Genomic DNA, 26,253 nt, shown 5'->3' with positions numbered 1-26,253 from the left:
TTAACGTTTCTTCTCTTATTGAGAAACGAGATATTTTTCATATCGTTTTTTCGTATTATCTTCTATCAAAAGTGTAGTTTTGTAATCAATAATATTCCGATTATTATATATGAATATATGCTCTAAATTGTTTTCTTCTTTTAATACTCTTGGTAAATATCTTTGCAAATTGCTAACTACACCTCTATTATCACCATCTAATATCCAATCAATTGACTTCCATTCTAATATACCTTCATGAGTGCTTACTGGCGTATCAATATGTACTCCATCTGGTAAATCAGCTAGGAATACATACATTCCCTCGCTACCCCGAGGTTCGTCTTTAACTTTAAAAATAACATTCCCTTTATACGTTACACTTGGAAGCTCTATTCCCGTTTCCTCAAAGGTTTCTCTAATGACTCCTTCGTATGGCGTTTCATACTCTTCTATTTTCCCTCCGACACCATTCCACATTCCCATTGTCGGCTTCTTGTTTCTATTTAGTAGAAGTATTCTATCTCCTTTTCTAATGAAGCAAATTGTGTACTTATACATACGATTATTTCCTTTCATTTACATCTTCTTTTGCAAGCAATTCATTTTCCACATGTGTTATTTGGCTTATTTTCACGTGAAAACACTCGCCTTATAATCCCTTACCACATAATATATAGTACAACTTTCATACGTAAACTCTTTACGTATGAAAGAATCCTTTTTAGAAAGGAGAATTCAAAATCGATAACATTAGTAGCGAATTTCTAAAACAATATTACGACAGCAACGTTTGGTTACATGGTACACACTGGTTCGGGGTTCCAATCTGCAAACTTCCTTCTGATCTCTTTTTGTATCAAGAAATATTATACGAATTAAAGCCTGATTTAATTATTGAATGCGGAACTTTTTACGGTGGTAGTGCACTGTTTTTAGCTTCTATGTTAGATTTAATTGGAAAAGGTCACGTACTTACTATCGATATAACTCCGCAACCAAATCGGCCATCCCATAATCGAATTACGTATTTAACAGCTTCATCTGTTTCTGTACAGGCCGTCCAATCAATATTAAGTATGCGCAAACCTGATGATGTGATTTTAGTTATTTTAGATTCTGATCATAGTAAAGAACATGTATCGAAAGAACTCTTACTTTATAAATCTATTGTAACCACTGGCAGTTACATTATTGTAGAAGATACAAGTATTAACGGAAATCCTCTCCTTCCTGATTGGGGCCCTGGCCCAATGGAAGCTGTGGAAGAGTTTTTAACTAAAAATAGCAATTTCATAATCGATGAATCTAAACATAAGTTTTTCATATCATTTAATCCAAAAGGTTTTTTAAAGAAGATAAAGTGAAACTTTAATCAGTGGGGGAGTTTTGTCCATCCCCCACTGATTATTAGCCTTCACCAATCGGGCTTTTACGGGCAGTTGATCTCCCACCTAACTTCTTTGCCCCAGCTGAATTTTAAAGTGGGAGTCTTACTGCCCGTTAATGCGGGATAAAGTGAAACTTTAATAAGTGGGGTTTTGTGAATCCCCACTTATTTTATGATTTTCATTTTCGAAAAAGGATAGTACACAAATTCCACTTTTCCTATTATATTATCTTCTTCAATATATCCTAAACCATTTCGACTATCCTTACTTTGTTCACGATTGTCTCCCATTACAAATAACTTATTTGGCGGAATCTTTGTCTTTTGAAAATTATAAAACACTTGTGTATTGTTATATAAATCTTTATTTATATAAGGTTTATCTTGCTTTTTGTCATTTACGTATACAGTTCCATTCGTTATGTTAATTACGTCACCAGGAAGCCCTATTACACGTTTCACATAATATTTCGACTCATCCTCTTCCTTAATAATGACGATTTCTCCGTGCTGTAAGCTAGAAAAATGTACCGCAGCTTTATTTACAAATACGTAATCTTCTTCATGTAAAGTTGGCTGCATTGATTTTCCTTCCACTTTACATAAAGTGAAAGACTGGTACGTTACTACTAGGACAAACATAAATAGTATGTACTTTCCCCAACCTCTCTTATTCTCCTCTTTCATATCCATTCCCACCTTATCAAAACACTTTTTAACTCAAAAATATATCACTGCACCTGTTCATTTGCGCAGTGATATACTACAATTTGAATTTTTTACTGTGCCTTACTCGGCTATTGTGTTACTGGGACTGGACTTACACCCGATCTCTGCGTTTTTAAATCAAAATATGCATCCAAAACCTCTTTACCAATTGCAGAATTAATACCTGATTTATCATTATTTACCCATGGCACAACAACAGAAAAAGCAACTTCCGGATCAGCATCATATGGCGCATACCCGGCGAGAGTTAAATTATAACATTTTTTTCGATAGTTGTTTTCATCTCTTCCAATATCACTTTCTCCACCGTACACTGTTTCTGCTGTCCCTGTTTTCCCAGCCGGTTTATACGGTAAACCTTTAAAAGTTCCAGCACCGGTCCCATCTACCTCTTGGAAAACTCTTCTAAATCCTTCTTTCACATGATTTATATATGAAAGATCCATATCCACTCGATTTAACACGACTGGTTCCATCGATTGCATAACTTTCCCGACTTCCTCTGGTCTATTCGGTTGCTCTCTAATTTCTTGTACAATTTGTGGTTTCATTCGGTAACCACCATTTGCAATCGTTGACATATATTGCGCAAGCTGAAGCGGCGTATATGTATCATATTGTCCAATGGCATAGTCAAGTAAAAAACCAGGTATATTATCTGTTCTACCCATTTGACCAATCGATTCATTTGGAAGGTCAATACCGGTTGGTACACCTAAACCAAATTGTCTAAAGTAATAGCGCATTTTATTGAATGTTTCTTGCCTAATATCTAACGGATTGTTTGGTACATAATCAATCCCCGCAATCTTTAACGCCGTATTAAACATGTAGACATTGGATGAAACTTGCAATGCTCTTAAATCATCAATATCTCCAAAGTCTTTCCACGATTTCTTCGGCTTCGAACTTCCTTTAAAGTACATTGGTGCATCAAAGAAATGCGTATATGGCTTAATAGCTTCTGTTTGATATCCCGCTAATACCGTAGCTCCTTTCACCGTTGATCCTAACTCGTAAGAACTTATCATCGTTCCTAAAGCGTAGTCTTCTATTTGCATCCCGCCATCTTTATTTACAATTTTCTTTCCTGCTAATGATAGAATTTGACCATTTTTCGGATTCATCATAACGACGAATGCACGATCCATCATCGGTTCAGAAGAATGAAATGCCCTTAAATTCCTTTCAAGACTTTCCTCCACCTTTTTCTGTAAATCCATATCAACTGTTAACATTAAATTATTTCCACTTTTTCCTTTTGTCACTTTTTCAGTCCGAATAATATTTCCAGCTTTATCCGTAATATTTTTAGACTGTTCTTTCGTTCCATGTAACACATCTTCGTATTGTTTTTCGATGTAACTCTTACCAATACGATCATTTCGGTTATAATCTCGCACTAAATAATAGTCTAATTGCTCCCTTGGTAATCCCTCATTCTCAGTAGAAACACTACCAAGTACAGAACGTAGTATTTTGTCATTTGGATATTCGCGCTCCCAATCCACAGTCGTATCTACGCCTGGCAAGCTCGATAATCCTTCACTCACTACTGCATATTCATTTTGACTTACATCTTTTTTGACGATTTGTGGCGTCATTTTATATCCCGCATTCATTTTGCTTTTAATTGCTAGTACTTCTATATCCTCTTTCGAAAGCTCGTTTAATTCTTCTTGTGTAATTCTTTCTCGTCTCAACTCTTCTACTTTCTTATCTAAGTCTTTCCCTTCTATTTCCTGTTTCCTAAATTTACTCTCATCTTCTTTCGTTACTTTTGTTGCTGCACGTTTTTCATTTAACTGCATCCAAAAATCTTTTTTATCTGTCTCTGTTAACTTGTCCATATCTTCTTGCGGCATTTCAATTAGCTTTGCTAAATTTCTTGCCACTATTAAAACCTCTTTTGAGTCCACTCCTTTCATCTTCGTATATGTAACAGTTCGTAACGGTTTATTATTTACAATAACTTTCCCTTCCCGGTCAAACATCTTCCCTCTCGGAACTGGAGTACTCACCGTTATATCTTCCTTTTTATTCACTTCATTTCGATACGTTTCTCCGTCGATGATTTGTACTTTACCTAATTGAATAATAATAGCTGAAAATAAAAGAAAAACGATAAAAAATAGTACATTTAACCGAAATGGAATATGAGTCTTTTTCTTTTTCGACTGTTTCTGTTTCTCCTTTTTCTGTCTCATTTTGCTCCCTCGCTTCATTCTATTAACATTTCTACGCATGAACCATTATGTATTAAATTTATTTATATGCTATATATAGAATTTTATATTAATTACAAAAGAAATAAAAGATTTAATTTTCAGTTTTCGATTTTATCATCCTATTTATTACCATTCCCCTTATACGCAATAACATGAATATAATTCATACAAAAAAACTGAGGTGGACATCATTCACCTCAGTTTCTTTACGAAAACAAAAACTTATTTAATCGAAGATAACCCTTTGGCAAATTCACCAATCTTATTTTGAAAAACAAAATCAAAATTGTATTCTTGCCCTGTTAACTCTTCATTTACTAAAATTGTTGTTGCGCCTATTTCTCTCTTTGCAATTTCTGGGAATGAAGCAACAGGTTGCACTTTTAATGACGTTCCCATTACGAGAAGTACATCTGTTTCATATAAACGTTTTATTGCATTTTGATATTGTGGTAACGTATCTCCGTATAAAACAACATCTGGGTTTAGAATGAAATTACACTTCCCGCAACGCGGTACTTCATGATCAATCATATATTGTAAATCATATCCCGTTTTACACTTCGGACAATGTGCAGTTTGAAGTGTTCCATGTAAATCAATTACATGTTTACTACCACCTACTTGATGCAAACCATCAATATTTTGCGTTAAAATCGTTATGTCTTTCCCTTGTTCTTCTAGCTCCGCTAAAAAGTGATGCCCTCGATTTGGTTTATATTGATGAAACGTATTAATTTGAAAGATTTCTTTATAATGCTTCCAAAACTCTTTCGGATTTCTATTATAATAGCCTCTCGACAAATACATCTCTACATTCGCATCAGCATATAATCCATTTGCTGAACGAAAATCTGGGATACCACTTTCCGTACTTGCACCAGCACCTGTTAACACTGTAATTTTCTTCGCTTTTTCTAAAATTGAACGTACTTCTTCAAATTGCACAAAAATCACCTCTAAGTATATTCCTAAACTTATTATACCAGTTGTTTACAATAGTTGTTGTACAATTCATTTCACTTACTTCATTGCATGAATTAACCCCCAACTTTTTTGGGTGTAATTAAAGTTTCAAAGATAACTACTGTTCAATTAAAATAAAGTTATCATTTAGAAAGCAGCCAGAAGGCTGCTTTTCTTCATCGGTAGGCTTAGATAGTTATGGACTACTGGGAGCCTCTTAAGTTATACTTGTATAATATAAAAAATTAACAAGGGGTAATATTAACATTATGAAAGAAAAAAACGAACTTGTTCAAAGTATTCCTCAAACAGGATTTTTTGGGCATCCAAAAGGATTATTCTCTTTATTCTTCACTGAGTTTTGGGAAAGATTTTCTCATTACGGAATGAGAGCTATTTTACTGTATTATATGTACTATTCAGTCGCAAAAGGTGGATTAGGAATTGAACAATCTACCGCAACCTCGATAATGGCAATTTACGGTTCCTTACTGTTCATGTCTAGTATTATCGGTGGATGGATATCGGATCGTTTATTTGGTCCAAGTAAAACCGTATTCTTTGGTGGCGTTTTAATTATGATTGGCCATCTTATTTTAGCTTTACCGGGTAGTAAAAGTGCGTTATTTATCTCTATGGTCTTCTTAGTTCTAGGAACAGGGTTGTTAAAGCCTAACATATCGAACATCGTAGGAAGTTTATACAGTGAAACAGATGCGCGTCGTGACTCAGGGTTCAGTATATTCTACATGGGTATTAACTTAGGTGCCTTACTTGCACCTTTAGTTGTCGGAACATTAGGTCAGCAATATAATTTCCACCTTGGTTTTGGAGTTGCGGCAATTGGTATGGCAATTGGGTTAGGGGTATTTGTTGGAACAAAACAGAAAAACCTTGGTCTAGTCGGTACGCAAGTACCTAATCCATTATCAGATTCGGAAAGAAAAAAGACTATTAAGTATTTCAGTGTTGGTCTAGTTGTATTAACATTGCTAGGTGTGGTTACAATTCCAACTGGGTTGTTAACTATAAATCGTTTTACATTCCTGATTAGTATCTTAGGGATTGTTATTCCAACCTATTATTTCATTTATATGTATCGTAGTCCTAAAACAACAAAAGTAGAGCAATCTCGTCTTCTTGCGTATATACCACTCTTTATTGCAGCTACAATATTTTGGTCTATACAAGAACAAGGTGCTATTATCTTAGCGACATACGCGGATCAACGAACTCAATTACAGTTCAATGGAATTACATTGCATTCCGCTTGGTTCCAATCATTAAGTCCAATCTTTATCGTAACGCTTGCCCCGATTTTTGCATGGGTTTGGATAAAGTTAGGCAAGAAGCAGCCTTCAACGGCAAAAAAATTCGCTATTGGATTGCTATTTGCAGGTTTCTCATTCTTAGTTATGATTATTCCGGCTTTAATCAACGGTACTCACTCTTTAGTGAATCCTATGTGGTTAGTCCTTAGCTTCTTTTTAATTGTAATTGGAGAAGTTTGTTTATCTCCTTCAGGGTTATCAATAACGACGAAGCTGGCTCCAGCTGCTTTCTCTTCGCAAACCATGAGCTTATGGTTCTTATCAACTGCGTCTGCGCAAGCAATAAATGCCCAAGTTGTTAAACTGTATAATCCTGCAACAGAAGCAATTTACTTTGGTGTTATTGGTGCTATCTCCATTTTAGTTAGCATCCTGCTGTTTACATTATCATCAAAAATCCAAAATTTCATGAAGGGACTTCAATAACGGTCTCTTATTGAAATGAACAAATACAAGTTTCTATGTGAAGAGTAGCCAAATGGGTTACTCTTTTTTGTATAAATAGCAATCTCCACACAAACGCAATATAATGTATGCTGGAGCAATGATATTTCTAGGAAAATAAAACATACCTAATAGACTAATGCAGCTCTCTTACCTTACTTATATTTAAATTTATCAGTTTTGAAAAATCATAGTACAATTAACAATTCTGATGATTATCTCTTACCCAGTTATACTTTACTAATGGCAAAAATTCACTCTGTTTGTTTTACATAAAAATGGTGTGATATTTTTTATCACACCATTTTAAAATCATTACTTTGTATGTCTTTGAGTTTATCCCTTTCGGCAAGAAGACTCCATCTGATTTGTGTTACGGGTGAAGACCAACAATTCAGGTGGAGATGAATTGCCGTCAGTCAATAGACCAAACACTTTTGTTTCGTTCATAACAATTTTCCCGGGGCGAATATTTGTTTCTTTTTGTCTTACGATATAATCTGCCCTTAGATAAGGAGGGAATATATCGTAAGACAACGAAATTGGATAATAATAATCATTTGGTTACTTGAATCAAAAGGAATTACGATGAAGGCCGTGTTCACATTTTGTTCCGTTTCGTTCCAAATATTGATTTGTCAAAAGTAATGAACTTTCTAAGAAAGGTGGTGAAAAAAATGGCTAAAAAGAAAGCAGTGAAAGTGTTACGTAAACAAAAGAAAAGAGAAAACATACAACGATTCACGCAGAAACAGAATCTCGGACGAGCTTGTCTCACAACTAAAGAATTCCGCTTACTGCAACGCATGTCACATAGTTCAAAAGCATTGCGAAATGTTGGATTGTACACGATTAAACAAAGTTATTTGAACCATAATAAAATGGCTACTGTAAAAGAAGTGGATACTGCCATGCAAGCCGATATGAATTACTCGGGCATTCAATCAAACTCTGTTCAAGCGATTCGTAGAGCCTTATTTACAGAAGTGAAGAGTTTTTTTAAAGCAATGGAACAGTGGAAGAAAAATCCTGGGAAGTTCACAGGTCGGCCTAAGTTCCCGAATTATTCTCGTTCAACTGATAAACGAATTATTGAAATCTATCAAGTTACAAAAGTGGATGATAACGGGTATTGGATGATTCCGATGAATGTTGCATTCAGAAAAAAATACGGTTCCATTAAAATACGTATGCCTAAAAATGTAAGAAATATAAAAATCTCCTACATTGAGATTGTACCGAAGCAAAAAGGTCGGTTCTTTGAGGTGCATTACACATATGAGATGCACGTTTCTCAAATGAAGAAACCATCCACGACTACAAGTAACGCTTTGAGTTGCGATTTAGGTGTAGATAGATTAGTAAGTTGCGTAACAAATACAGGTGATGCATTTTTAATTAATGAAAAAAAATTGAAATCCATTAACCAGTACTTCAACAAAATGATACGTAATCTCCAAATGAAAAATGTGGAAAATGGACTTTCAAAACGAGTTGTAACGAATCAAATGGCCGCACTTTGGCATAAACGGGAAAGACAAATAAATGGTTACATTGCACAAACTGTAGGCCTGTTGTTCAAAAAAGTGAAAGCATGTAGCATAGATACGTTTGTCTTAGGGTATAACGCTGGTTGGAAACAAAAATCTGATATGGGAAAAAAGAATAATCAAATATTTGTTCAAATCCCATTTCATAAACTGATTGCAGCAATTGAGAATAAATGTGTAAAAGAAGGCATCCGATTTTTAAAGCAAGAAGAAAGCTATACTTCAAAAGCTAGTTTTCTTGATAAAGATAGGGTTCCAGTTTGGTCTAAGGGTGATAGGACGCATTATCTCTTTAGTGGCAAACGAATCACTCGTGGAATGTATCAAAGTAAATCAGGAACATGTATTCATGCTGATATTAATGGTGCATTGAATACATTGGGAAAATCAAGAGTTATAGAATTGGATGACAATCTTAAAGTGAAAACGCCGATTCTATTAGAAGTGCAAAAACGTAAGGCTGTTGCTTCGCGCATAGCTTAGTGGGTGCGTCAACGATCCATGTGTACTCGACTTGTCGGGGCTTGTAGCACACGCCGGATTCATCTGAGTGGTGGCTTCTTCTATAAAGAAGAATTGCTCTTTTTCGAAAGGGTGGTGCAAGTGGGAAAACAATAGTTTGTTGCCAGTACCAACCAAAAACATACTTGGGGTGTTACTATAAGGTGGCATGAATTCTAGAGCGTCAAACTGTCTAGCGATAGACGAAAAGACCTAGCATTCTAACTCAAGCCCCCACTGAAATGCTTTATCTCAGTGGGGGTAGTTGACCAGAACTTAACTTTTTATCCATTCATATAGACGAAAATTCTACATCATTAAGAAACTATTTAAAAAGTTCCCTTTTATTTGGAACAATTCCATATTTGTTAGAATACTCCCATTGCAACCTTTCCCTTTATATTCTATACTGCATCTTCAATTACAAAATACAAACACACAAAGAGGGCTGCATCAGCCCTCTTTAATCTACTATTATTTAATGCGTCGTACCCCCAATTTCCACAATATCCACCTCAACTTCCATCGCTACCTCAATTGCCAATTCTATACCTTTACTAATAGTAGAAAGTGACATACTCGGTTGACCTGGATAGTTGCTCGCTTGTTCTGGTAAGAACGGAATATGAACAAATCCGCCTTTTATTTTCTTATCATTCTTCTCTAGTTCGTGCATGAGTCCATAGAATAAATGATTACAAACGAATGTACCTGCAGTTTGTGAAACAGATGACGGTATACCTTCTTCGCGAAGTTTTTTCACGATTGCTTTCATCGGAAGTGTAGACCAATACGCAATAGGGCCTTCTTCTACAACCGGCATATCCACCGGCTGATTCCCTTCATTATCAGCAATTCTTGCATCATCAATATTAATTGCTACACGCTCTATCGTAATATCTGGTCTGCCCCCAGCTTGTCCAATACATATAATCATTTCAGGCGACAACTCTTCTATATACTCTTTTAATACTCTTATTGATTTATGAAATACGGTTGGAACTTGTTTACTAATAATCTTGTACTCTCCGATTGTTTTTTCATGCAAACTTTTTGCGACTTCCCAAGCTGGGTTGATACTTTCTCCCCCGAACGGATCAAATCCTGTTACTAATACTGTTTTCATAGTTTCACTCTCCTAATTAGAAACGATATACAAGGCCGTACATTATAAACATATTTATGATAAAAATTGAAAGAGCAATTGGTACTTGTGCTTTAATGACTGCATTTTTATCTTTCAATTCTAAAAGCATCGCCGGAACAATATTAAAGTTTGCCGCCATTGGAGTAAGCAGCGTTCCGCAATATCCAGCAAACATACCGAGTGCTGCCATAATAGCTGGATTCCCTCCGTGCATTTGTACAATTAAAGGTAAGCCAATTCCGCCAGTAATTACTGCAAACGCCGCGAAGGCATTCCCCATTACGACTGTAAAGAGCATCATTCCTAAACAATACGCCATAACAGCAACGAATGGATACTCTGTCGGTAACACTTGTCCGACTAAATCTGAAACAACTTGTCCCACGCCAGACTTCGCGAAAATACCGCCAAGTGCTGCTAACATTTGTGGTAAAATAACTGCCCAACCAACTGCTTGTAGTAACCTACTTCCTTCTTGAACAGGCGTTGTTATTTTTGATTTTGTAATACGCATCGCCGCAATGAATGCGAGTAATGCTCCTAACGCTAATGCAACTAATGTTACTTTATCTGGATCAACAAGGGCGACATTTCCCCATTTGATTTTTCCTAACGTTAACGTTCCGATAATTGTAAAAATAGGTATTAATATTGCGGGCATAAAAATTTTATTTTTTAATTTCTCAGCATGTTTCACACGTTCTTGTACTGGTACTTCTTTCTCCTCGGATTTTGTTACTTTATTTAATGAAGCCAAAACAACCATAACAAGCACAATACAGCCAACATAAAACGAAGGGATTACATTTCCGAATAAAAATGTAACTGCAAACAATGCCCAAAATAAACTAGAACCGAATCGATTTGGATGTTCACGATCAAATGCAATACGAACGGCGATAAATGCAACGATTATACCTAATACATAATAAATTGTATCCATTGTTATGATGTTCATCTTATATAGCCTCCTTCTCTTGTTTTTCTTCTGCTTTCATTGTTTTCTCTATATACTTATCAAACCTTCTAAACCTGATCCAGCTCACAATAAGGGCAGATATCGCAGTTGGAATGCCCCAAAGCGCCATATCCCATACACCGACATGCATACCTACTGAATCGAAGAACCCTTTCATTAATAAAATGGCACCAGTTGCGATAAAAATATCTTCTCCGAAAAACCAAGCTGTGTTTTCCGCAGCTGCTGCATTTGCTTTAATTTTTTCTCTCAATTTTTCAGAGAGTTTACCATATTTACCTTGCGCAGCCCCTTCTGCCATCGGCGCAACAAGCGGTCTTACCGTTTGTGCATGCCCACCAATATTCAGTCCAAGTGCTGCTGATGATTCTCTTATCGTAAAATATGACATTAATACTCTTCCAGTTGTTGCTCCTTTTGATTTCGTTATAAGTGCTTCTGCTCTTTCTTTTAAACCATAACGCTCTAAAATTCCGATTACCGGTAAAGTTAATATGATTGGCATAGACATATATCTGTTTTCTATGAAAAATTTACCGAACATGCTAATCACATCATAAAAACTTAAGCCTGAAACCATACCAGTAACAATACCCGCAACCATTACTACTAACAGTGTATTTAGTCTAAATAAAAACCCAACTGCAACAAGTAGTATCCCAATTAATTTAATCAATTTTAACACTTCCTCTCATTTTTAATCCCGCTAATTAAAGTTTCACTTTATTTGATGCGCATATAGAAATGCCATTGAGTTTGAATGTTCTGTATATTTTTTCCGCAAATTGGACTGCTTTCTCTCCATCCCCGTGTAAACATATCGTTTGCGCTTGAACTGCTACTTTTCCTCCATTAACTGCTTCTACATACCCTTCCTTCACCATTTGAAGTACTTGTTTTATTGCTTCATCTTCATTTTTTATAAGAGCATTTTCTTCTGTACGGCTCGTTAAAGTTCCATCCTGCTTATACGTGCGATCAGCAAAAGCTTCTTGTACGAGAGTTATATTATATTTTTCTGTTGCCTTTATAAACGCCTCACTATTCGCTAATCCGTAAAGTAATAATCCAGGGTTAATATGATAAATTGCCTTTGCGATTGCATCTGCAATTTCCGAATTAGTTGCCGCCATATTATATAAGGCACCGTGCGGTTTTACATGCTGCATTTTCCCTCCAGCAGCTTTAACAAATCCTTCTAATGCGCCAATTTGATATAAAACATAATCGTATACTTCACTTGCTGAAACATGCATGTTCCTTCTTCCAAATCCAATTAAATCAGGAAATCCAGGGTGTGCCCCTATTGCTACATTTTGCTGCAGAGCTTTTTCAACCGTTTGCCTCATAACGGACGGATCACCAGCATGAAAACCACAAGCAACGTTTATAGAGGAAACGAACGGAAGAATTTCATCATCATTCCCCATTTTATAAGCTCCAAAACTTTCTCCTAAATCACAGTTTAAATCGATCGTAGTCACGATGTTTTCCTCCTAATCTCAGCTTCGTAAAGCGATGAATTTCTTTAATAGACTCATACTTGTTTCCTGCTTTATATATAATTGTGCAGCTTCTTCCATAGTTATTTTTTCAAAAGTTACATAGTCTCCTGGTTTCAGCTGCGCTAGAAGAGGTAAATCTACTGAAATTACATTTCCAATTCTCGGATAACCACCTGTCGTTTGTCTATCCGCCATTAATATAATAGGCTGTCCACCATTTGGTACTTGAATTGTTCCGAATGTAACTGGGCTCGATAAAATTTCTATCTCTTCAACTCTATTTAAAACATCTCCGTCAAGCCTATATCCCATGCGATCAGCATAATTGGACACTTTATACTCTTTCGAAAAAAACGACTTTATACTTTCTTCTGTAAATTGATCATATTCAAAGTCTGTTATGACGCGAAGAATAGGATACTTCTTATATTTTGGTAAAGCATTGTTACAAATTGCCCACTTCTTTTTTATACGCTTTTCTTCTTGTAAATTTTGAATGAAACGACTTGCAACTTCTGCCCCTGTACCAATTTGAAAATAATCTCCTTTTTTCAGCATTCTCCCTTCAATACCGCCAAGAGCAGCACGTATGTAAGTACTTTTACTTCCCATCGTACGATCAATATTTATACCACCCGCAAAAGTCACATACGCCCTGCAACCGCTTTTCGCTTTTCCGAGACAAAGCATGCTTCCTTCTTCAGCTAATATAGGGCGCCATAATGGAATGCGTTCTCCATTTAACAACGGTTCCATATCCGCACCGCCAATCGCGAGCAAAGTCGTTTTCTTGATTAACAATTTAGGTCCCATTATTGTAATTTCGAGTCCAGCCTCATTCTCCTCATTACCTACTAACATATTAATCATCCTGAGCGCATTTTTATCCATAGCCCCGCCAACAGGTACACCGTATTGTTGATAATGAGATCGTCCTAAATCTTGGACTGTTGTAAACATTCCTGCATGCAAAACCTCTACATCCATTCTTTAGCCCCCTCAAGCGATACGTACTCTTCCTTTGTTATTGGTATAAACCGTAAATACATACCACTTTGAATATATGTTGGTGTTTCTTCTTTTGGATTAAACAGAGAAATAGGTGTTCGGCCGATAATATTCCAGCCTCCTGGTGTTTCTAGCGGATAAATACCTGTTTGATTTCCGCCAATACCTACTGAACCAGGAGCAATTTGTAACCTAGGTGTTTCTTTTCTAGGTGTTTCTAGTTCTTTCGGTAATCCGCCTAAATACGGGAACCCAGGTGTAAAACCTAACATATACACGAAATATGTTGTTTCACTATGTATTCGAATAACATCCTCTACTTGTAATCCTTGATAATGCGCAACCTCTTCTAAATCTGGTCCATATTCTCCCCCGTAACACACTGGTATAGAAATATGTTTCACATCTCGGTTCACTTCTTCTTTATATGAATCAGACAGCTCCCGTATATACTGGCAAACGTAATCATATGGTCTTATATTTCTATCATTTTTCATCCATACTTCGTACAAATTGTAGTACACCGCTAATGAAGTAAACGACGGAACGCATTCAACCATTCCTGCAAATGGATGGCGCCTTAGCGCTTGAAATAACCGTTGCACTTTTTCATATATATCCATCCCAATTTCTTCACCAAATGTAACAATAATTGCTTGATCCCCTAACGCAGAAAATTTCATCCCACTCCCTCTTTCTATGCCAAAAAGCCGAGTTCTTTCGAAATGCGGTATGCTGTTTCTTTCACTTTCGCAGTAAAATATGAAATGTTACTTTCGCTATACTCAATTGCTAATCCCGAAATACTAATGCCGGCTACAACCGTTCCATCACTTGCAAAAATTGGAGCTGCTATAGCCGCTGTATGATTTTCTAATTCAGAGTAGCTAATTGTGTACCCTTCTTTTTTCGCCATATGTAATACTTCTAACAAATGCTCCTTATTCACGATTGTTCCATCTGCAAACTGCTTTAAATCCGTTTCCTCTACGTACTTTCTTTTCTCTTCCTCAGAAAAATACGATAGTAAAATTCTAGGACATGCACCCGCATACAGTGGTGCCCTTCTTCCAACCGCCGTATAAACACGTACTGGCTGAACTCCCTCCATCTTCTCAACGTAAATTGCGTCATTACCATCTTGAATAATTAAATTTACTGCCTGCCCTAAACTATCCCTAAGCTCTTTCATATAAGGAATCGCGATATTTCTTACGGATAACCGTTGTGAAACAAGTTGACCAAATCGTAAAAAAACGACTCCGAGACGATACTTTCCCTTTTCTGTTTTTTGTAAAAAGTCCATTTCTTCTAACGAACCAATTAAACGATAAACAGATGTTTTCGGCATATTCGTAAGCTGAACCATCTCTGTCAAACTTAGCTCCTCATGCTCATAAAACAACTCTAAAATATCCATTGTCTTAACTGCCGTTTTATTTATACTCATCCTATCTCCTTCTCGTTCCGAATTTCGGAACTTCAATTCCGTTTTTCGAAACAAGCATATAATTTAAAATTATAAAATATTCTTTCAATTCTATCAATATTTTTTTTACAAACAAAAAAAGTATGGAAGAATATTTCTCCCATACTTTCGCTTTACTTTATAACGCTCTCACTTGTTTCAACGGCCAGAAAACAGCTTGTCCTTTTCCGACAATTTCATCTTCTGAAATAAATCCAAACATACGACCGTCTTTAGAAACTTCACGATTATCTCCTAAAACAAATACTTGGCCTTCTGGCACTTTCGTTTTCCCTGTGATTTGTTCTAACGTAAAATCAGGAGTTAATACACGACCAGACGCCTTTTCTTTAAATTCTTTTAAATACGGTTCTTCCATCGCTTTTCCGTTTACATATAAAACATCATCTTTATACTCAACTGTATCACCTGGTAAACCAATTACTCGTTTTACTAAATCGTACCCTTCTTTTCCGTGGAAGACGATAACGTCAAAACGGTCTAACCCGCTTATACTATAACCAATCTTATTAACGAGAACTCGCTCATTATTTTCTAAAGTTGGCATCATCGATTCACCTTGTACTAATGAAGGTGTAAATAAAACACCGCGAATAATAGCGATTAATACAAGGGTAAATCCTATCGTTTTAGCCCATGAGAATAATTCTTTCTTCGTATTTTCCTTCATCGTTTCTCCTCTTTCTTAAGTGTTTATTTTATTATTTGAACTAATTCTTGTACTAAATTAGGATCAATTTCAGAAAAACATGACTTACCTTCTCTAACCGCTGTACCTACATGCGCCTGCGTAATTCCAGTTTCATCTAGCAATTGTTTTACATTCTTTTTCGTTACTCCGCTTCCGACAACAAGCTGTATATTCCCTTCACTTTCCTTTTGCATTGCTGCAAGAACCGGAATATTATCTACTACATTTCCTTGTCCGCCTGAAGTTAAAACGTGAGTAACTTTATTGAATTTCTTCAAAACTTTCATCGCTTCTACTGGATTTTCTGTATCATCTATCGCACGGTGATACGTTACATTTATTCCATCTACAACAGATAATAAATCTACTAATTTCTCTTCATCAACTTCATTTTGTTCATTTAACACACCTAATACAACACCAGCAGCTCCAAGATTTTGAGCAACTACAATATCTGCTTTCATCATTTCAATTTCTTCTTCCGTATATGTAAAAGACTTCGCATGCGGACGAATCATAACATGAACTGGTATTTGCACTGCTTCTACTGCTTTTTTTATAAAAGCATAGCTCGGTGTTAAACCACCTTCTGTATATGATGAAATGAGTTCAATTCGATTTCCACCAGCCTTTTCAATTCGCTTCACATCTTCTAAACAAGTTGCAATAACCTCTAGCATGAGATAACCTCTTTTCGTACTTTTTTCTTATTATACAGTAGGTGAAATAAGAAACATAGCATTCCACTATAAAACTATAAAAAGAAGAATGAAAAGAAAGATTTATTGAATTGATAATAAATATCATATATGTTATGTTTTTCTTAAAATTATACATTCTTATATTCTTATAAAAGGAGATAAATATATACTTCTTACAAAAAAACGGTTCGTTATCTCTAGTTCATTTATTGTAATTGCATCACTTTGCGCGATTACTTTATTAACAAAACCAAATACAAAACTAGCTTCCTCACCTTCAAGTATAGAAAAAGAAACTATTACCCTTTCATCAGGTAATAAAGAAGAATTTCAAACCTTTCATTCATCTTCATTTAACAATACACATACATTCCGCGGGGACATGGGTACTGAATTTGACTTTAGTGGCCAAGGTGACTTAAATATTACGATTAAAAATACTGGTACAAACAGTTTCACTTATTCAATTAAATTCAAAGAAGATCGTCTAGTAACACACACGTTACAGCCAAATGAAAGTAAATCCTTTACTTTACGTTCACTTATCGCTAACCCTTTACCAGGTGATTATTCGATATTTGCACATAATCAAGACGGTTCTGAAAGTAGTATGAATCTTGAAATGCAGCCACAATAGAACAAATTAAAAAGGCGATCCTCTTACCAAAAGGATCGCCTTTTTAATTTGTAAAACGAGAATTCCCTCTTCTTTGAACAATGACATAATACATGGAATTATATCAACGATTCACCGACAACGAAAAGCCTGTTCCTGAACGGAACAGACTTTATATTTCTTCATTACGACTGAAACGCCGCATCCGCCAGCATAGACAGTGTTGCATCATCCATCGGCGGATTGTGTAGTCCTGCTCTTACGTTTAAATAGTAACGATGAAGCGGATTTTTTTCTGATAAACTTTTCGCCCCGACAATACGCATTGCTTTATCTACAATAGATATTGCCGCGTTCGTTACAACATATTTTGCAGCTGCTAGTTCAGCTTGCAATGATAATTTATCTTCTGCCTCATCGTATTTTTTCGCAATTTGATATAAAAAGACACGAGCTTGCATAAGCTCAAGTTCTAATTCTCCAACTACCCTTCTAACATTCGGTAATAAACTTATAGAATGATTTAAACTGTTTGGCTTGTATGATACCGCAAACTGAACTGCATAATTTTTTGCTGATTGTGCAATTCCTAAATAACATGCTGGTATATGTAGCAACCAGCCAATACCCTTAGCTTTAACTTTTGAACCCTTTATATCAGTGAAAAAGCGATCTGGTATCTCTACATTTTGTAAAACGAGATCATGGCTCGCAGTTCCTCGCATTGCGATGCTATCCCACGTTTCTTCAATTGTCACGCCTTGCGTATTCTTTGGAATGACAAACTCTCCGATATCTTCCTGGCCTTCAATACTTGCTGAAATGATAAAATAATCAAGTACTGGTGCCATTGTCGTAAACGTTTTTCTTCCATTTATAATCCACTTCTCACCTTTTTTGACAGCTAACGTCTCTGGTTTCCCGCCGCGCGTAGGACTACCTGTATTCGGCTCTGTCGCTGCTCGATTAAAAAGCGCACCATTACGTACTTCTTCACAAAACCAAGTGAACATTTCCTCATTCCAAGAACGATTTTCAGCTAATTCCTTTACAATGCCAAGGTGCCATCCAATCGATAATGCGGTAGCACCGCAGCCTTCTGCTATTTTCTCTTGAAATAAAACGAAGTCATATAAAGAAATCGCATTGCCTCCCAATTCTTTTGGCAACGTTAATTTCGTATATCCGATATCTTTCAAATTATTAATATTTTCATACGGAAATGATCCTAATTCACTTAGGTGATGCTCCCTTTCCATGAATTTCGGAATCAATTTATTTATTTTCTCAATAACTAAAGATTGTTCTTCTGTTTCAACAAATGAGAGTGCCATACATAATCTCCTTTATGTCCGATTCATAAACCGTTCATTTTGTCATTATGATTATATGAAGTTACTTCTCTATTGTTTCACTATTCCGATAAAAATACAATGCTTTTGAACAATAAGAAAAGTTCCTATAAAAAAGATAGGTTCTTTTCTTATATTAATCCCCTTTCAATGCCTTTAATGGCAAAGAGGTTACATATCCAATATACGAGCATAATTCTTTAAAAAAGAAAGGGATTTCTGTATCTAGCGTTTTATACGCTGACGTTGGAGTTGGTGATGCATACGCTTCAATTTTAATATGTTTTGCAATTTTCATTGCACGTTTCATATGAAGTGGATCACTCACAATCGTATATGTGCGTATTCCGTTCTCTATTCCAACTTGCTTTGCATTCTTTAAATTGTCCTCTGTGAAAAGGGATTTTGTTTCAATTAGAATATCCTCTTCTTTCACACCATTTTTCAGTGCATACACTCTAGCAGTACGCGCTTCCTCAAGCTCTGCCTCAAACTTTGTACCACCTGTGAAAATAATCTTTTTAATATTACCGTTCTTATATAAGGAAATTGCATGATTAATTCTTTCTTTAAATACAGGAGATGGTTTTCCGTTCCATGAAGCTGCTCCCAGCACGATACCAGCATCTGTCTTCACACCATCATCTGTTTTAAAGCGATAACTCCAAATATCGTAAGCTGCATAACTTACATATAAAATAATAGAACAAATCATAAGCAAGAATACTTGCAAGATTCTTCTTTTCTTACTTTTCTTATTTTCTTTCATTTATAACTGCCTCCGTACATCATCCATACTTCTATATAAAAACGTATATATCAAATCATTTTGTTTGAATTTGTTTAAAAGAAGGAATTTTTCTTATCATATATATGCATTAAAGGGTTTTCATTTAAAATTGAGGATTATCAATTCATTTTTCGTTTGCGGTTTTCATTACATTTATGTAATTTATAAGTTTATTACCATACAACTACATTGTAACGAATTTTTTATCATAATGGAATGATGAAACAAAAGAAGTAACTATTTTGTAAGAAAAAAGGTATATTTTTCAACTAGACGATCAATACACCTTTCTTAATATGAATTATCGTTTTTCTTTATACGATTCTAATTTTTCTAATAACCGTTCCTTTACAGCTGGCCATTCACTTGCAATAACACTATATACAACTGCATCTCTAATATGCCCACTCGGTAATTTTCTTTCGTTTCTAAGTACACCCTCTTTTACTGCGCCGAGTCTTTCAATTGCTCTTTGTGCTTTTTCATTTCGTGCATCCGTCTTAATTTGTACCCTCCGCATATGCAACTTTTCAAAAGCATATTGTAATAACATGTACTTACATTCCGTATTCATACTCGTACGTTGCACACTTGGGTCATACCACGTTTTCCCTAATTCCACCGTCTTATCTTCAACTGAAATGTTATATAAGCGTGTACTCCCTACTATTTCATTTGTCTTTTGATCCACAACAACAAATGGCAAATCCTTCCCTGCCCCATAAGCTTTTATCGCCTTTTGAACATATTGCTGCATATCTTGAACAGTATCCATTTTAGAGATTAAATACGCCCAAATGTCTCGATTTCCTTCCACGATTGAAAACATTTTTTCGACATCATTGCTATCCATTAACCGTAACTTTGCTCTTTCGTGAATAATTTCCATTTGTAAGCCCCCTTTGTTGTAACTATATCATACCCCATTACTGTTTAATCGTTATATAAGAACATATAATTATATTTATGTTAAGGAATAAAATATATCTTTAAAATAAAAAATGCGATGCCTTTATTCAAGCATCGCACTCATAAATTGAATTGAAATTTACTTCTTTTCCATTACCGCAAAATAATTATTTTCGCTATCTGCAAAATTAAATATTCTACCTGAAGGCATATTTACAATTTCTCCGACTGTAACGTTTTTGTTTACTAAATCACTATATAAACGATCGAATTCTTTTGAGAAGAACATTAAAGAAGGTGTGCCAAGATTTAACTCCGGCTGCATTTTAGCAATTAGCTCCTTATTATGGAGAATAATACTTGTTTCAGCTTCTTTAGTTGGAGCAATTTCAATCCATCGCATTCCTTGACCGTTATCTTCCTCTGAAATGACAATAAATCCTACTTTTTCTGTCCAGAATTCCTTCACTTCATCTTGGTTATTCACATATAACATGATTTGACCAACATTATTAATCATTTATTTTAACGCTCCTTTATAAACAATTTTTATTAAACTCCATACACTTATACCTAATTATCACCGAAAATAAAGTTGCGGTGCAAAAATCTATTTCAGCGACTCCAATCGCTCATTCAAACGATCCCAAGTTTCGGTGATACCTTGTAGCATGCCCATGTCCATAACGGTCTTAAGGGCTTCTTCGGAAACATATTCAGCACGGTTTATTAGCTTTGTCTTTCCACCTAAATCGATGAATTCCAATGTCATCTCGGTTGACGGCATAGAATCATTTACATTGCCTTCAGCATCTGAAAAGTAATCAGTGTAGACGATTTTCTCTGGCTCAATAATCTCTTTATAGACTGCTTTTCCCCATGATTCCATACCAAAAAATTGCTCCAAGTTCTGATTGACACACTTCATACAGTAGCGCCAAACACCTCCCGGACGGAAGTCGACAGTGCATGCTGGAATTTCCCAACCTCTTGGTCCCCACCAATGTTTCAAATGCTCTGGTTCTTTAAACATACTGAATACTAAATCGCGCGGCGCATCGAAAACGCGCTCCAGTACTAATACCCTATCGTTCTCTACTCTTGATACCATTGTATTGTTTGACATGTTAATTCCTCCTTAAATATGAACTGATTTTATGACTTTTCCTTGTTTTGCAATTCCTTCAAATACTCATCTAAATTATCGAATCTCTCTTCCATCACACGCTTAAATGACTGTACCCAACAATCAAGTGCTTGGAAAGGCTCAGGTCGGAGCTTGTAAATCCGGCGATTAGCTTCAGCCCGCACTTCCACAATCCCTGTATCGCTTAACACTTTTAGGTGTTTCGAAGTTTGTGGTTGCCTTAATCCTAGATGATCGGCAATTTCCCCAACGGTTAAGGGACCGTCACGCAAGAGTTCAACAATGTTCATACGATTCGGTTCAGATAAAGCGCTCAACGTCGTCATATTCACGCCCGGAATTTTTCCCGACATATCACTCACCTCATAAAGTGATGGTCTCCGGTTGTAACACATCAATATCATCACTAATATTATCTTTCTGTTGAATTGATTATAACCAAACAGGAATATTCCTGTAAAGGAATATTCGAAAACTAAATTGATACAAAACGTAGGCGTTACTTAAAAATAAAAATGGATTAAAAACATTTCATAGACCTATGTTTTACGATAAAGCGATACTTTAGTCAGTGGGTTTTGGAACGATTTCCGCGAAGGCTTTATTTTTATTTGGTCCAAGAAAGTTTTAACACTTTTAATACTATTTAACGCTATAGTATTTTTTGTCACCTTTTTATTTGATAGTTTAGTTGTTTTATTGGCAAAAGAAATGGACATACGTGATAGTTTGTTTGGAATCTTTATAAGTATCGTTGGGTTAGACGCTTTAGTCAGAGCTATAACCATTGGAAAATAGGGAAATACAGTAAACAAAATGAATATCTTAAACGGTTCAGCTATATTACTTGGAGGAATGTTGATCCTTACTGGACTTGGAGGGTTCGGCTTTTTATCGAGTAATTTATTTTTATCGTTAATCATTTGGGTTTTTATTGGTATATTTATCGCTTCTATCTCTGTATGCTATAGTTACTTACTTCAAATCTAAACCCCTGCAAGATTAATGGAAAAAGTAATTAGTACCGCAAATGCACTGGTGCACGTTGCTATGATTATTTCACCTACATTAGGCTCACTTTTAGCCCTATGGATAAAGTTTTTCTACTCGCAGGAGTTTTAATCACAAGTATTGGTATGATTATTTACTTAGCTCATACGTTATTTATGAAAAAACAGCTGGAGTTACTATAGAACATAATTAAAGTTATGCCATTTTCTGATTTGAATAATCGGAAAATGGCATAACTTCAGAAACTTAAGGCTACATTTTTAAAGCAATAAATAAGCAATCGGTGTAATAATAAGCAACGTTAAAATCGTTCTTTGCACATATAAAATAATAAGTTCAGATACTTTTAACGGAATATCTGTCGATAATATACAAGGGATTGATGCGGAGAAAAACAAAATGGATGAAACGGACACAACCGCAATAACAAACTTTGTCACGAGTGGTGCACTTACAACTAAAAGAGAAGGTAAAAACATTTCTGCAATACCAACTGATGCTGCTTTTGCAGCTAGTTCCGCTTCTGGAAGCTGCAGTAACCATGTAAATGGATAGAAAATATAACTAATCCAATCAAATATTGGCGTAAACTTTGCCAAGACGATACCAATTAATCCTACTGACATAATAGATGGTAAAATCCCCATCGTCATTATAAATCCATCTTTTAAATTCACTGCGATATTTTTCATAATACTTGGCGCAGATTTCGATACTTCTAATGCATCTTCCCAAGCTCGCTCTAACATTTTCTCTTTATAAACGGGCTCTGGGAACCCTTCTTTCGTAATATATGTATCTGGTTTTCTACTAAGAGGCGGGATTCTTACGGTGATAGCGGTCACGATGAATGTTACAACAAGAGTAGTCCAAAAATAAACATTCCATAAATGCATAATGTCTAATGTTTTTGCGATGATGATCATAAATGTTGCAGATACTGTAGAAAAACCTGTAGCGATAATTGCTGCTTCTTTCGTCGTATACTTTCCTTCTTTGTACACTCGATTCGTAATAAGAAGTGCAAGCGAATAACTCCCCACAAAGGAAGCGACCGCATCAATTGCTGACCGTCCTGGTGTTTTCCATAAAGGTCTCATAATTGGACGGCAAAACGTACCGATAAATTCAAGTAATCCGTACCCGACTAATAACGCTAAAAATGCCGAACCAATTGGTACGAGTAAACTTACTGATATAACTAACTTCTCATACAAAAACGGTCCAACATCTGGCGCAAAGAACCATGCTGGCCCTATTTTCAAACAATATAATATGCCAAAAACAACACCAACTACTTTTAATAAAGAAAAACAAATGTCTACGATAGATGCATTCCACTTCTTCGTATAAAACGGATAAATCGCACCAATTACCATAACAAGCAGTGCATAATAAGGTACTACCGAAGGAACCGTAGCTCTTATCCACGATACGATATGATCAATCATAATAGACGAAGCACCGTTTATCGTAACTGGTACGAAAAACATAAACACACCTACTAAACTTGCGAGTATAAACCGAAGTATAATCCCCCTCTCTCGCCCTGTCTTAATTACATTACTTTTTAATTCAATTTCATTCAAAATTCGACACCTCCAATTATCTAAATATTCTGTATAATAATACCAGATCCCTTCTTTTAATTCTGAATATTTAATCATGCAAAAAAGCCTATTTTGAAATATACAATCAAAATAAGCTTTTTCTATTACCTCTTATAATCATCCACAATTACTTGAATTACACGATAAGATTCTTCTGCCACTATCTTATTACTAGTCTTATTCGCATCATATGTAATTAACGCCTTCCAAAGTGCCCATCCTCTCGCTCTATTCCACGTTCCTTCATCTATGCGCAATACTTCTTTAAATACGTTTCTACTATTCTTATCAAAAAATGTCCATGCCATCGCTGCATCACAAGCCGGATCTCCTACTCCTAAAATACCAAAATCAATTACGGCACAAAGTTTTCCTTCTTTAACAAGTAAGTTACCTGGCGCTACATCTCCATGAACCCAAACTGGTTTGCGATCCCATGTTGACCTAAGTGCTAAATCCCAAAGATGCTTTAATAATGTCTCATCAAAAACATCCTTATTATTTTCAATAGCCACTCTCGCTTCTTCATCGTATACAGATATAAGCCCGCCTCGGTAAAAATTATGTTCTCCAGCTATTGGCCCGTTACTCGCATCAATTGATTGTAACTCTATTAAAAACGAGCCTAAGTCCGCCGCAAATTCATCTAAGTCACGAATATTTTCTTTCGTCACCGTCTCCCCATCTATCCACTTATTAATAGACCAAGGCCACGGATACTCTTCAGTCGGACTCCCTTTCACAATTGGTGCAGAAATTGGTAGAGAAAGTTCCTTACTTAATATTGGAAGCCACTTATTTTCTTTCTCTACTTGCGGTGCATATGCTGCATCACTTGGTAATCTGACACTCATCTGTTTCCCTAAATGAAACGTTCTATTATCATGACCGCTAAGCTTTACAGGTTTCACTTCTAAATGCGCCCATTCAGGAAATTGTGCCCCTATTAACCTTTTAACTAAATCAGCATTAATATAATTCATTTACTTCCCCCTTTATATACCTATCACACGGATAAACGCGTTCTACCGTCATTTTCGTCTGTAACATATTCAACATAAAACCCTTGATCAATTGCGTTTTCATACATCAATTCAATCGCTTCTTGGTCTTTAGCGTAAACTGTGACGTATGCACAATCCGCAACTAGTAAAACTAATTCACACTTACTCTCTTTAAATTCTTCATATGTTTCAATATCTACTACTTCCTCTCCTTTTGGATACGCTTTTAAATCTGCAAAAATAACATAATATATGTTGTCTTTAAATAATCTTTTCAAATCTGATCCTTCCACTATACTTGGTTCTTCTGGAAATAATGCCTCATCCAATCCACCACGTGCTACTAAGTATGACTCCTCACTCCCCACCCACCAATCAAATGAAGAAATATCAATCGGCTTTAACACTTTCCAAAGTAAATTATCATTTTCATTTGGAATATCTACTGTAATTCCTCTTTTCATTTGTTTGCTCCTAGCTTATTTATTTTCGTTTTCATTTCATACATTATATACCTAATTCAACTACTATATTTTGTCGATACCTATGTAACTTGTATTTCACCGCGAAAGAAACCGTCCCACTACTTATGAAACGGTTTCTTTCTACTTATATTTAAGTTTTCCATTCAATTATTGCACTGCGTTTTAAAATAATTTCTAATATGTTCAGCACATCAGCCATTCATTTTTAACACTCACTTCGTTTTCACAAAATAATATAAAAACCACACCGCATGATTTTGTTCATCTGCAGCTATTCTGCGCAATAACTCTTTCATAGATGCATCTGCTGCTTCATCTGAAATTTCCAAGTAAAAATCTACGGTCTTTTGCTCATCTTGTATAGCGAACTCTAATCCCTGTAAGTACGTATTAGGGCAATTTTCCGTAATCTGTGGTTTCGGCTGTCTGCCAGTTAAATTCGTATAGATTTGTACAAAATGATGAAAATGCCTTATTTCATCATTACGGATTTCAAGAATTTGTTTTTGTTCTACTTGATTTGGAGCCATGTTAGCTAATTTTGCATAGCAGCTTATAGCGCTATACTCTCCGTTTATAGCTTTTTCAATATCACTAATTAGCTTATCATTCTGTCTATACCAATCATCATAATTCGAATTATACATCGTATCCCCTCCGTTATTTCACATAACATTTTATGCATTTCGAA

General features: G+C 35.7%; 28 protein-coding genes. 5 read left to right on the top strand and 23 right to left on the bottom strand.

Going from position 1 to position 26,253, the window contains the following annotated elements:
* Positions 1-15 precede the first annotated feature (15 nt).
* On the bottom strand, positions 16-540 hold the full coding sequence (locus tag MHH66_RS11425) for an NUDIX hydrolase (RefSeq protein WP_063218355.1): 525 nt from the start codon (positions 538-540) through the stop codon (positions 16-18).
* A gap of 182 nt (positions 541-722) precedes the next feature.
* Here MHH66_RS11425 and MHH66_RS11420 point away from each other — a divergent pair, with 182 nt between their 5' ends.
* Entirely contained in the window at positions 723-1,346 is a 624-nt protein-coding gene (locus MHH66_RS11420; protein WP_078178857.1) for a cephalosporin hydroxylase family protein, read from the top strand.
* A 188-nt stretch (positions 1,347-1,534) separates the two neighbouring features.
* Here MHH66_RS11420 and lepB (MHH66_RS11415) read toward each other — a convergent pair whose 3' ends face one another.
* The 3 genes from lepB (MHH66_RS11415) to MHH66_RS11405 all read right to left on the bottom strand — a co-directional run bounded on the left by lepB (MHH66_RS11415) (position 1,535) and on the right by MHH66_RS11405 (position 5,274).
* Positions 1,535-2,056 (bottom strand): signal peptidase I, encoded by a 522-nt coding sequence (lepB, locus tag MHH66_RS11415; protein ID WP_078184905.1) that lies wholly within the window; start codon positions 2,054-2,056, stop codon positions 1,535-1,537.
* A 110-nt stretch (positions 2,057-2,166) separates the two neighbouring features.
* A complete protein-coding gene (locus MHH66_RS11410; RefSeq protein WP_172796639.1) occupies positions 2,167-4,323 on the bottom strand; it encodes a peptidoglycan D,D-transpeptidase FtsI family protein in 2,157 nt (718 codons plus the stop codon).
* A 225-nt stretch (positions 4,324-4,548) separates the two neighbouring features.
* Positions 4,549-5,274: an NAD-dependent protein deacylase gene (locus MHH66_RS11405; protein ID WP_016101121.1), complete on the bottom strand. Its 726-nt coding sequence runs from the start codon at positions 5,272-5,274 to the stop codon at positions 4,549-4,551.
* Between the two features lie 287 nt (positions 5,275-5,561).
* Between MHH66_RS11405 and MHH66_RS11400 the strand changes: the two genes are divergently transcribed.
* Complete coding sequence (locus tag MHH66_RS11400) at positions 5,562-7,049, top strand: peptide MFS transporter (protein ID WP_078184904.1); 1,488 nt, start codon at positions 5,562-5,564, stop codon at positions 7,047-7,049.
* A gap of 695 nt (positions 7,050-7,744) precedes the next feature.
* Positions 7,745-9,100: an RNA-guided endonuclease TnpB family protein gene (locus MHH66_RS11395; RefSeq protein ID WP_078184903.1), complete on the top strand. Its 1,356-nt coding sequence runs from the start codon at positions 7,745-7,747 to the stop codon at positions 9,098-9,100.
* Between the two features lie 496 nt (positions 9,101-9,596).
* Here the strand turns inward: MHH66_RS11395 and pcp are convergent, their stop codons facing one another.
* The 9 genes from pcp to MHH66_RS11350 form a co-directional block, all read right to left on the bottom strand.
* Positions 9,597-10,244, bottom strand: a complete 648-nt coding sequence (gene pcp, locus MHH66_RS11390; protein WP_016101119.1) for a pyroglutamyl-peptidase I — start codon at positions 10,242-10,244, stop codon at positions 9,597-9,599.
* Positions 10,245-10,260: 16 nt separating this feature from the next.
* On the bottom strand, positions 10,261-11,223 hold the full coding sequence (locus MHH66_RS11385) for a DUF979 domain-containing protein (protein WP_016101118.1): 963 nt from the start codon (positions 11,221-11,223) through the stop codon (positions 10,261-10,263).
* A 1-nt stretch (position 11,224) separates the two neighbouring features.
* The gene (locus MHH66_RS11380) at positions 11,225-11,920 is read right to left on the bottom strand and encodes a DUF969 domain-containing protein (RefSeq protein ID WP_078184902.1); all 696 of its coding nucleotides are present in this window, start codon (positions 11,918-11,920) and stop codon (positions 11,225-11,227) included.
* A 34-nt stretch (positions 11,921-11,954) separates the two neighbouring features.
* A complete protein-coding gene (pxpA, locus tag MHH66_RS11375) occupies positions 11,955-12,728 on the bottom strand; it encodes a 5-oxoprolinase subunit PxpA (RefSeq protein ID WP_016101117.1) in 774 nt (257 codons plus the stop codon).
* A gap of 18 nt (positions 12,729-12,746) precedes the next feature.
* A complete protein-coding gene (locus MHH66_RS11370; protein ID WP_016101116.1) occupies positions 12,747-13,736 on the bottom strand; it encodes a 5-oxoprolinase subunit C family protein in 990 nt (329 codons plus the stop codon).
* The gene (pxpB, locus tag MHH66_RS11365) at positions 13,727-14,440 is read right to left on the bottom strand and encodes a 5-oxoprolinase subunit PxpB (RefSeq protein ID WP_078184901.1); all 714 of its coding nucleotides are present in this window, start codon (positions 14,438-14,440) and stop codon (positions 13,727-13,729) included. The genes MHH66_RS11370 and pxpB overlap by 10 nt, the downstream gene beginning before the upstream one ends.
* Positions 14,441-14,454: 14 nt before the next feature.
* On the bottom strand, positions 14,455-15,207 hold the full coding sequence (locus MHH66_RS11360) for an IclR family transcriptional regulator (protein WP_016101114.1): 753 nt from the start codon (positions 15,205-15,207) through the stop codon (positions 14,455-14,457).
* Between the two features lie 157 nt (positions 15,208-15,364).
* A complete protein-coding gene (gene lepB / locus MHH66_RS11355) occupies positions 15,365-15,916 on the bottom strand; it encodes a signal peptidase I (RefSeq protein ID WP_002013664.1) in 552 nt (183 codons plus the stop codon).
* A 23-nt stretch (positions 15,917-15,939) separates the two neighbouring features.
* A complete protein-coding gene (locus MHH66_RS11350; RefSeq protein WP_078184900.1) occupies positions 15,940-16,617 on the bottom strand; it encodes a copper homeostasis protein CutC in 678 nt (225 codons plus the stop codon).
* Between the two features lie 403 nt (positions 16,618-17,020).
* Between MHH66_RS11350 and MHH66_RS11345 the strand changes: the two genes are divergently transcribed.
* Complete coding sequence (locus tag MHH66_RS11345) at positions 17,021-17,275, top strand: hypothetical protein (RefSeq protein ID WP_234803730.1); 255 nt, start codon at positions 17,021-17,023, stop codon at positions 17,273-17,275.
* 164 nt (positions 17,276-17,439) lie between these two features.
* On the opposite strand, the gene MHH66_RS11340 is transcribed toward MHH66_RS11345, so the two are convergent.
* The 6 genes from MHH66_RS11340 to MHH66_RS11315 all read right to left on the bottom strand — a co-directional run bounded on the left by MHH66_RS11340 (position 17,440) and on the right by MHH66_RS11315 (position 21,805).
* Positions 17,440-18,588: an acyl-CoA dehydrogenase family protein gene (locus MHH66_RS11340; RefSeq protein WP_078184898.1), complete on the bottom strand. Its 1,149-nt coding sequence runs from the start codon at positions 18,586-18,588 to the stop codon at positions 17,440-17,442.
* A 154-nt stretch (positions 18,589-18,742) separates the two neighbouring features.
* A complete protein-coding gene (locus MHH66_RS11335; RefSeq protein WP_061688505.1) occupies positions 18,743-19,375 on the bottom strand; it encodes a YdcF family protein in 633 nt (210 codons plus the stop codon).
* Positions 19,376-19,697: 322 nt separating this feature from the next.
* Positions 19,698-20,285 carry a GNAT family N-acetyltransferase gene (locus MHH66_RS11330; RefSeq protein WP_063218543.1) on the bottom strand — a complete coding sequence of 196 codons (588 nt, stop codon included), beginning with the start codon at positions 20,283-20,285 and terminating at the stop codon, positions 19,698-19,700.
* Positions 20,286-20,444: 159 nt separating this feature from the next.
* Entirely contained in the window at positions 20,445-20,825 is a 381-nt protein-coding gene (locus MHH66_RS11325; RefSeq protein ID WP_002033018.1) for a VOC family protein, read from the bottom strand.
* A 90-nt stretch (positions 20,826-20,915) separates the two neighbouring features.
* Complete coding sequence (locus tag MHH66_RS11320; protein ID WP_078184897.1) at positions 20,916-21,431, bottom strand: SRPBCC domain-containing protein; 516 nt, start codon at positions 21,429-21,431, stop codon at positions 20,916-20,918.
* Between the two features lie 29 nt (positions 21,432-21,460).
* Positions 21,461-21,805 carry an ArsR/SmtB family transcription factor gene (locus MHH66_RS11315; RefSeq protein WP_078184896.1) on the bottom strand — a complete coding sequence of 115 codons (345 nt, stop codon included), beginning with the start codon at positions 21,803-21,805 and terminating at the stop codon, positions 21,461-21,463.
* Positions 21,806-22,268: 463 nt separating this feature from the next.
* Between MHH66_RS11315 and MHH66_RS11310 the strand changes: the two genes are divergently transcribed.
* On the top strand, positions 22,269-22,442 hold the full coding sequence (locus MHH66_RS11310; protein WP_234803729.1) for a hypothetical protein: 174 nt from the start codon (positions 22,269-22,271) through the stop codon (positions 22,440-22,442).
* Between the two features lie 281 nt (positions 22,443-22,723).
* Here the strand turns inward: MHH66_RS11310 and MHH66_RS11305 are convergent, their stop codons facing one another.
* The 4 genes from MHH66_RS11305 to MHH66_RS11290 all read right to left on the bottom strand — a co-directional run bounded on the left by MHH66_RS11305 (position 22,724) and on the right by MHH66_RS11290 (position 26,209).
* Positions 22,724-24,052, bottom strand: a complete 1,329-nt coding sequence (locus MHH66_RS11305) for a YjiH family protein (RefSeq protein WP_078184895.1) — start codon at positions 24,050-24,052, stop codon at positions 22,724-22,726.
* Between the two features lie 125 nt (positions 24,053-24,177).
* Positions 24,178-25,056 (bottom strand): aminoglycoside phosphotransferase family protein, encoded by an 879-nt coding sequence (locus MHH66_RS11300; RefSeq protein ID WP_063218540.1) that lies wholly within the window; start codon positions 25,054-25,056, stop codon positions 24,178-24,180.
* Positions 25,057-25,079: 23 nt separating this feature from the next.
* A complete protein-coding gene (locus tag MHH66_RS11295) occupies positions 25,080-25,541 on the bottom strand; it encodes a DUF2691 family protein (RefSeq protein WP_063218539.1) in 462 nt (153 codons plus the stop codon).
* Positions 25,542-25,774: 233 nt separating this feature from the next.
* On the bottom strand, positions 25,775-26,209 hold the full coding sequence (locus MHH66_RS11290; protein ID WP_002084692.1) for a ferritin-like domain-containing protein: 435 nt from the start codon (positions 26,207-26,209) through the stop codon (positions 25,775-25,777).
* Between the last annotated feature and the right edge of the window lie 44 nt (positions 26,210-26,253).

Origin of the sequence: Bacillus sp. FSL H8-0492, from assembly GCF_038006145.1 — a bacterium.
Lineage (GTDB): Bacteria > Bacillota > Bacilli > Bacillales > Bacillaceae_G > Bacillus_A > Bacillus_A mycoides.
This window is presented reverse-complemented; position numbering and strand designations above follow the sequence as displayed.

Bases quoted from the DNA above. Each gene is read 5' to 3' on its own strand.
- MHH66_RS11320 (WP_078184897.1), bottom strand. From the start codon at position 21,431: ATGTCAAACAATACAATGGTATCAAGAGTAGAGAACGATAGGGTATTA.
- MHH66_RS11300 (WP_063218540.1), bottom strand. From the start codon at position 25,056: ATGAATTATATTAATGCTGATTTAGTTAAAAGGTTAATAGGGGCACAA.
- MHH66_RS11400 (WP_078184904.1), top strand. From the start codon at position 5,562: ATGAAAGAAAAAAACGAACTTGTTCAAAGTATTCCTCAAACAGGATTT.
- MHH66_RS11315 (WP_078184896.1), bottom strand. From the start codon at position 21,805: ATGTCGGGAAAAATTCCGGGCGTGAATATGACGACGTTGAGCGCTTTA.
- lepB (WP_002013664.1), bottom strand. From the start codon at position 15,916: ATGAAGGAAAATACGAAGAAAGAATTATTCTCATGGGCTAAAACGATA.
- MHH66_RS11360 (WP_016101114.1), bottom strand. From the start codon at position 15,207: ATGAGTATAAATAAAACGGCAGTTAAGACAATGGATATTTTAGAGTTG.
- MHH66_RS11350 (WP_078184900.1), bottom strand. From the start codon at position 16,617: ATGCTAGAGGTTATTGCAACTTGTTTAGAAGATGTGAAGCGAATTGAA.
- MHH66_RS11310 (WP_234803729.1), top strand. From the start codon at position 22,269: ATGAATATCTTAAACGGTTCAGCTATATTACTTGGAGGAATGTTGATC.
- MHH66_RS11340 (WP_078184898.1), bottom strand. From the start codon at position 18,588: ATGGCACTCTCATTTGTTGAAACAGAAGAACAATCTTTAGTTATTGAG.
- MHH66_RS11410 (WP_172796639.1), bottom strand. From the start codon at position 4,323: ATGAAGCGAGGGAGCAAAATGAGACAGAAAAAGGAGAAACAGAAACAG.
- pcp (WP_016101119.1), bottom strand. From the start codon at position 10,244: ATGAAAACAGTATTAGTAACAGGATTTGATCCGTTCGGGGGAGAAAGT.
- MHH66_RS11385 (WP_016101118.1), bottom strand. From the start codon at position 11,223: ATGAACATCATAACAATGGATACAATTTATTATGTATTAGGTATAATC.
- lepB (WP_078184905.1), bottom strand. From the start codon at position 2,056: ATGAAAGAGGAGAATAAGAGAGGTTGGGGAAAGTACATACTATTTATG.
- MHH66_RS11370 (WP_016101116.1), bottom strand. From the start codon at position 13,736: ATGGATGTAGAGGTTTTGCATGCAGGAATGTTTACAACAGTCCAAGAT.
- MHH66_RS11330 (WP_063218543.1), bottom strand. From the start codon at position 20,285: ATGGAAATTATTCACGAAAGAGCAAAGTTACGGTTAATGGATAGCAAT.
- MHH66_RS11345 (WP_234803730.1), top strand. From the start codon at position 17,021: ATGGGTACTGAATTTGACTTTAGTGGCCAAGGTGACTTAAATATTACG.
- MHH66_RS11325 (WP_002033018.1), bottom strand. From the start codon at position 20,825: ATGATTAATAATGTTGGTCAAATCATGTTATATGTGAATAACCAAGAT.
- pxpB (WP_078184901.1), bottom strand. From the start codon at position 14,440: ATGAAATTTTCTGCGTTAGGGGATCAAGCAATTATTGTTACATTTGGT.
- MHH66_RS11335 (WP_061688505.1), bottom strand. From the start codon at position 19,375: ATGAAAGAAAATAAGAAAAGTAAGAAAAGAAGAATCTTGCAAGTATTC.
- MHH66_RS11290 (WP_002084692.1), bottom strand. From the start codon at position 26,209: ATGTATAATTCGAATTATGATGATTGGTATAGACAGAATGATAAGCTA.
- MHH66_RS11425 (WP_063218355.1), bottom strand. From the start codon at position 540: ATGTATAAGTACACAATTTGCTTCATTAGAAAAGGAGATAGAATACTT.
- MHH66_RS11395 (WP_078184903.1), top strand. From the start codon at position 7,745: ATGGCTAAAAAGAAAGCAGTGAAAGTGTTACGTAAACAAAAGAAAAGA.
- MHH66_RS11295 (WP_063218539.1), bottom strand. From the start codon at position 25,541: ATGAAAAGAGGAATTACAGTAGATATTCCAAATGAAAATGATAATTTA.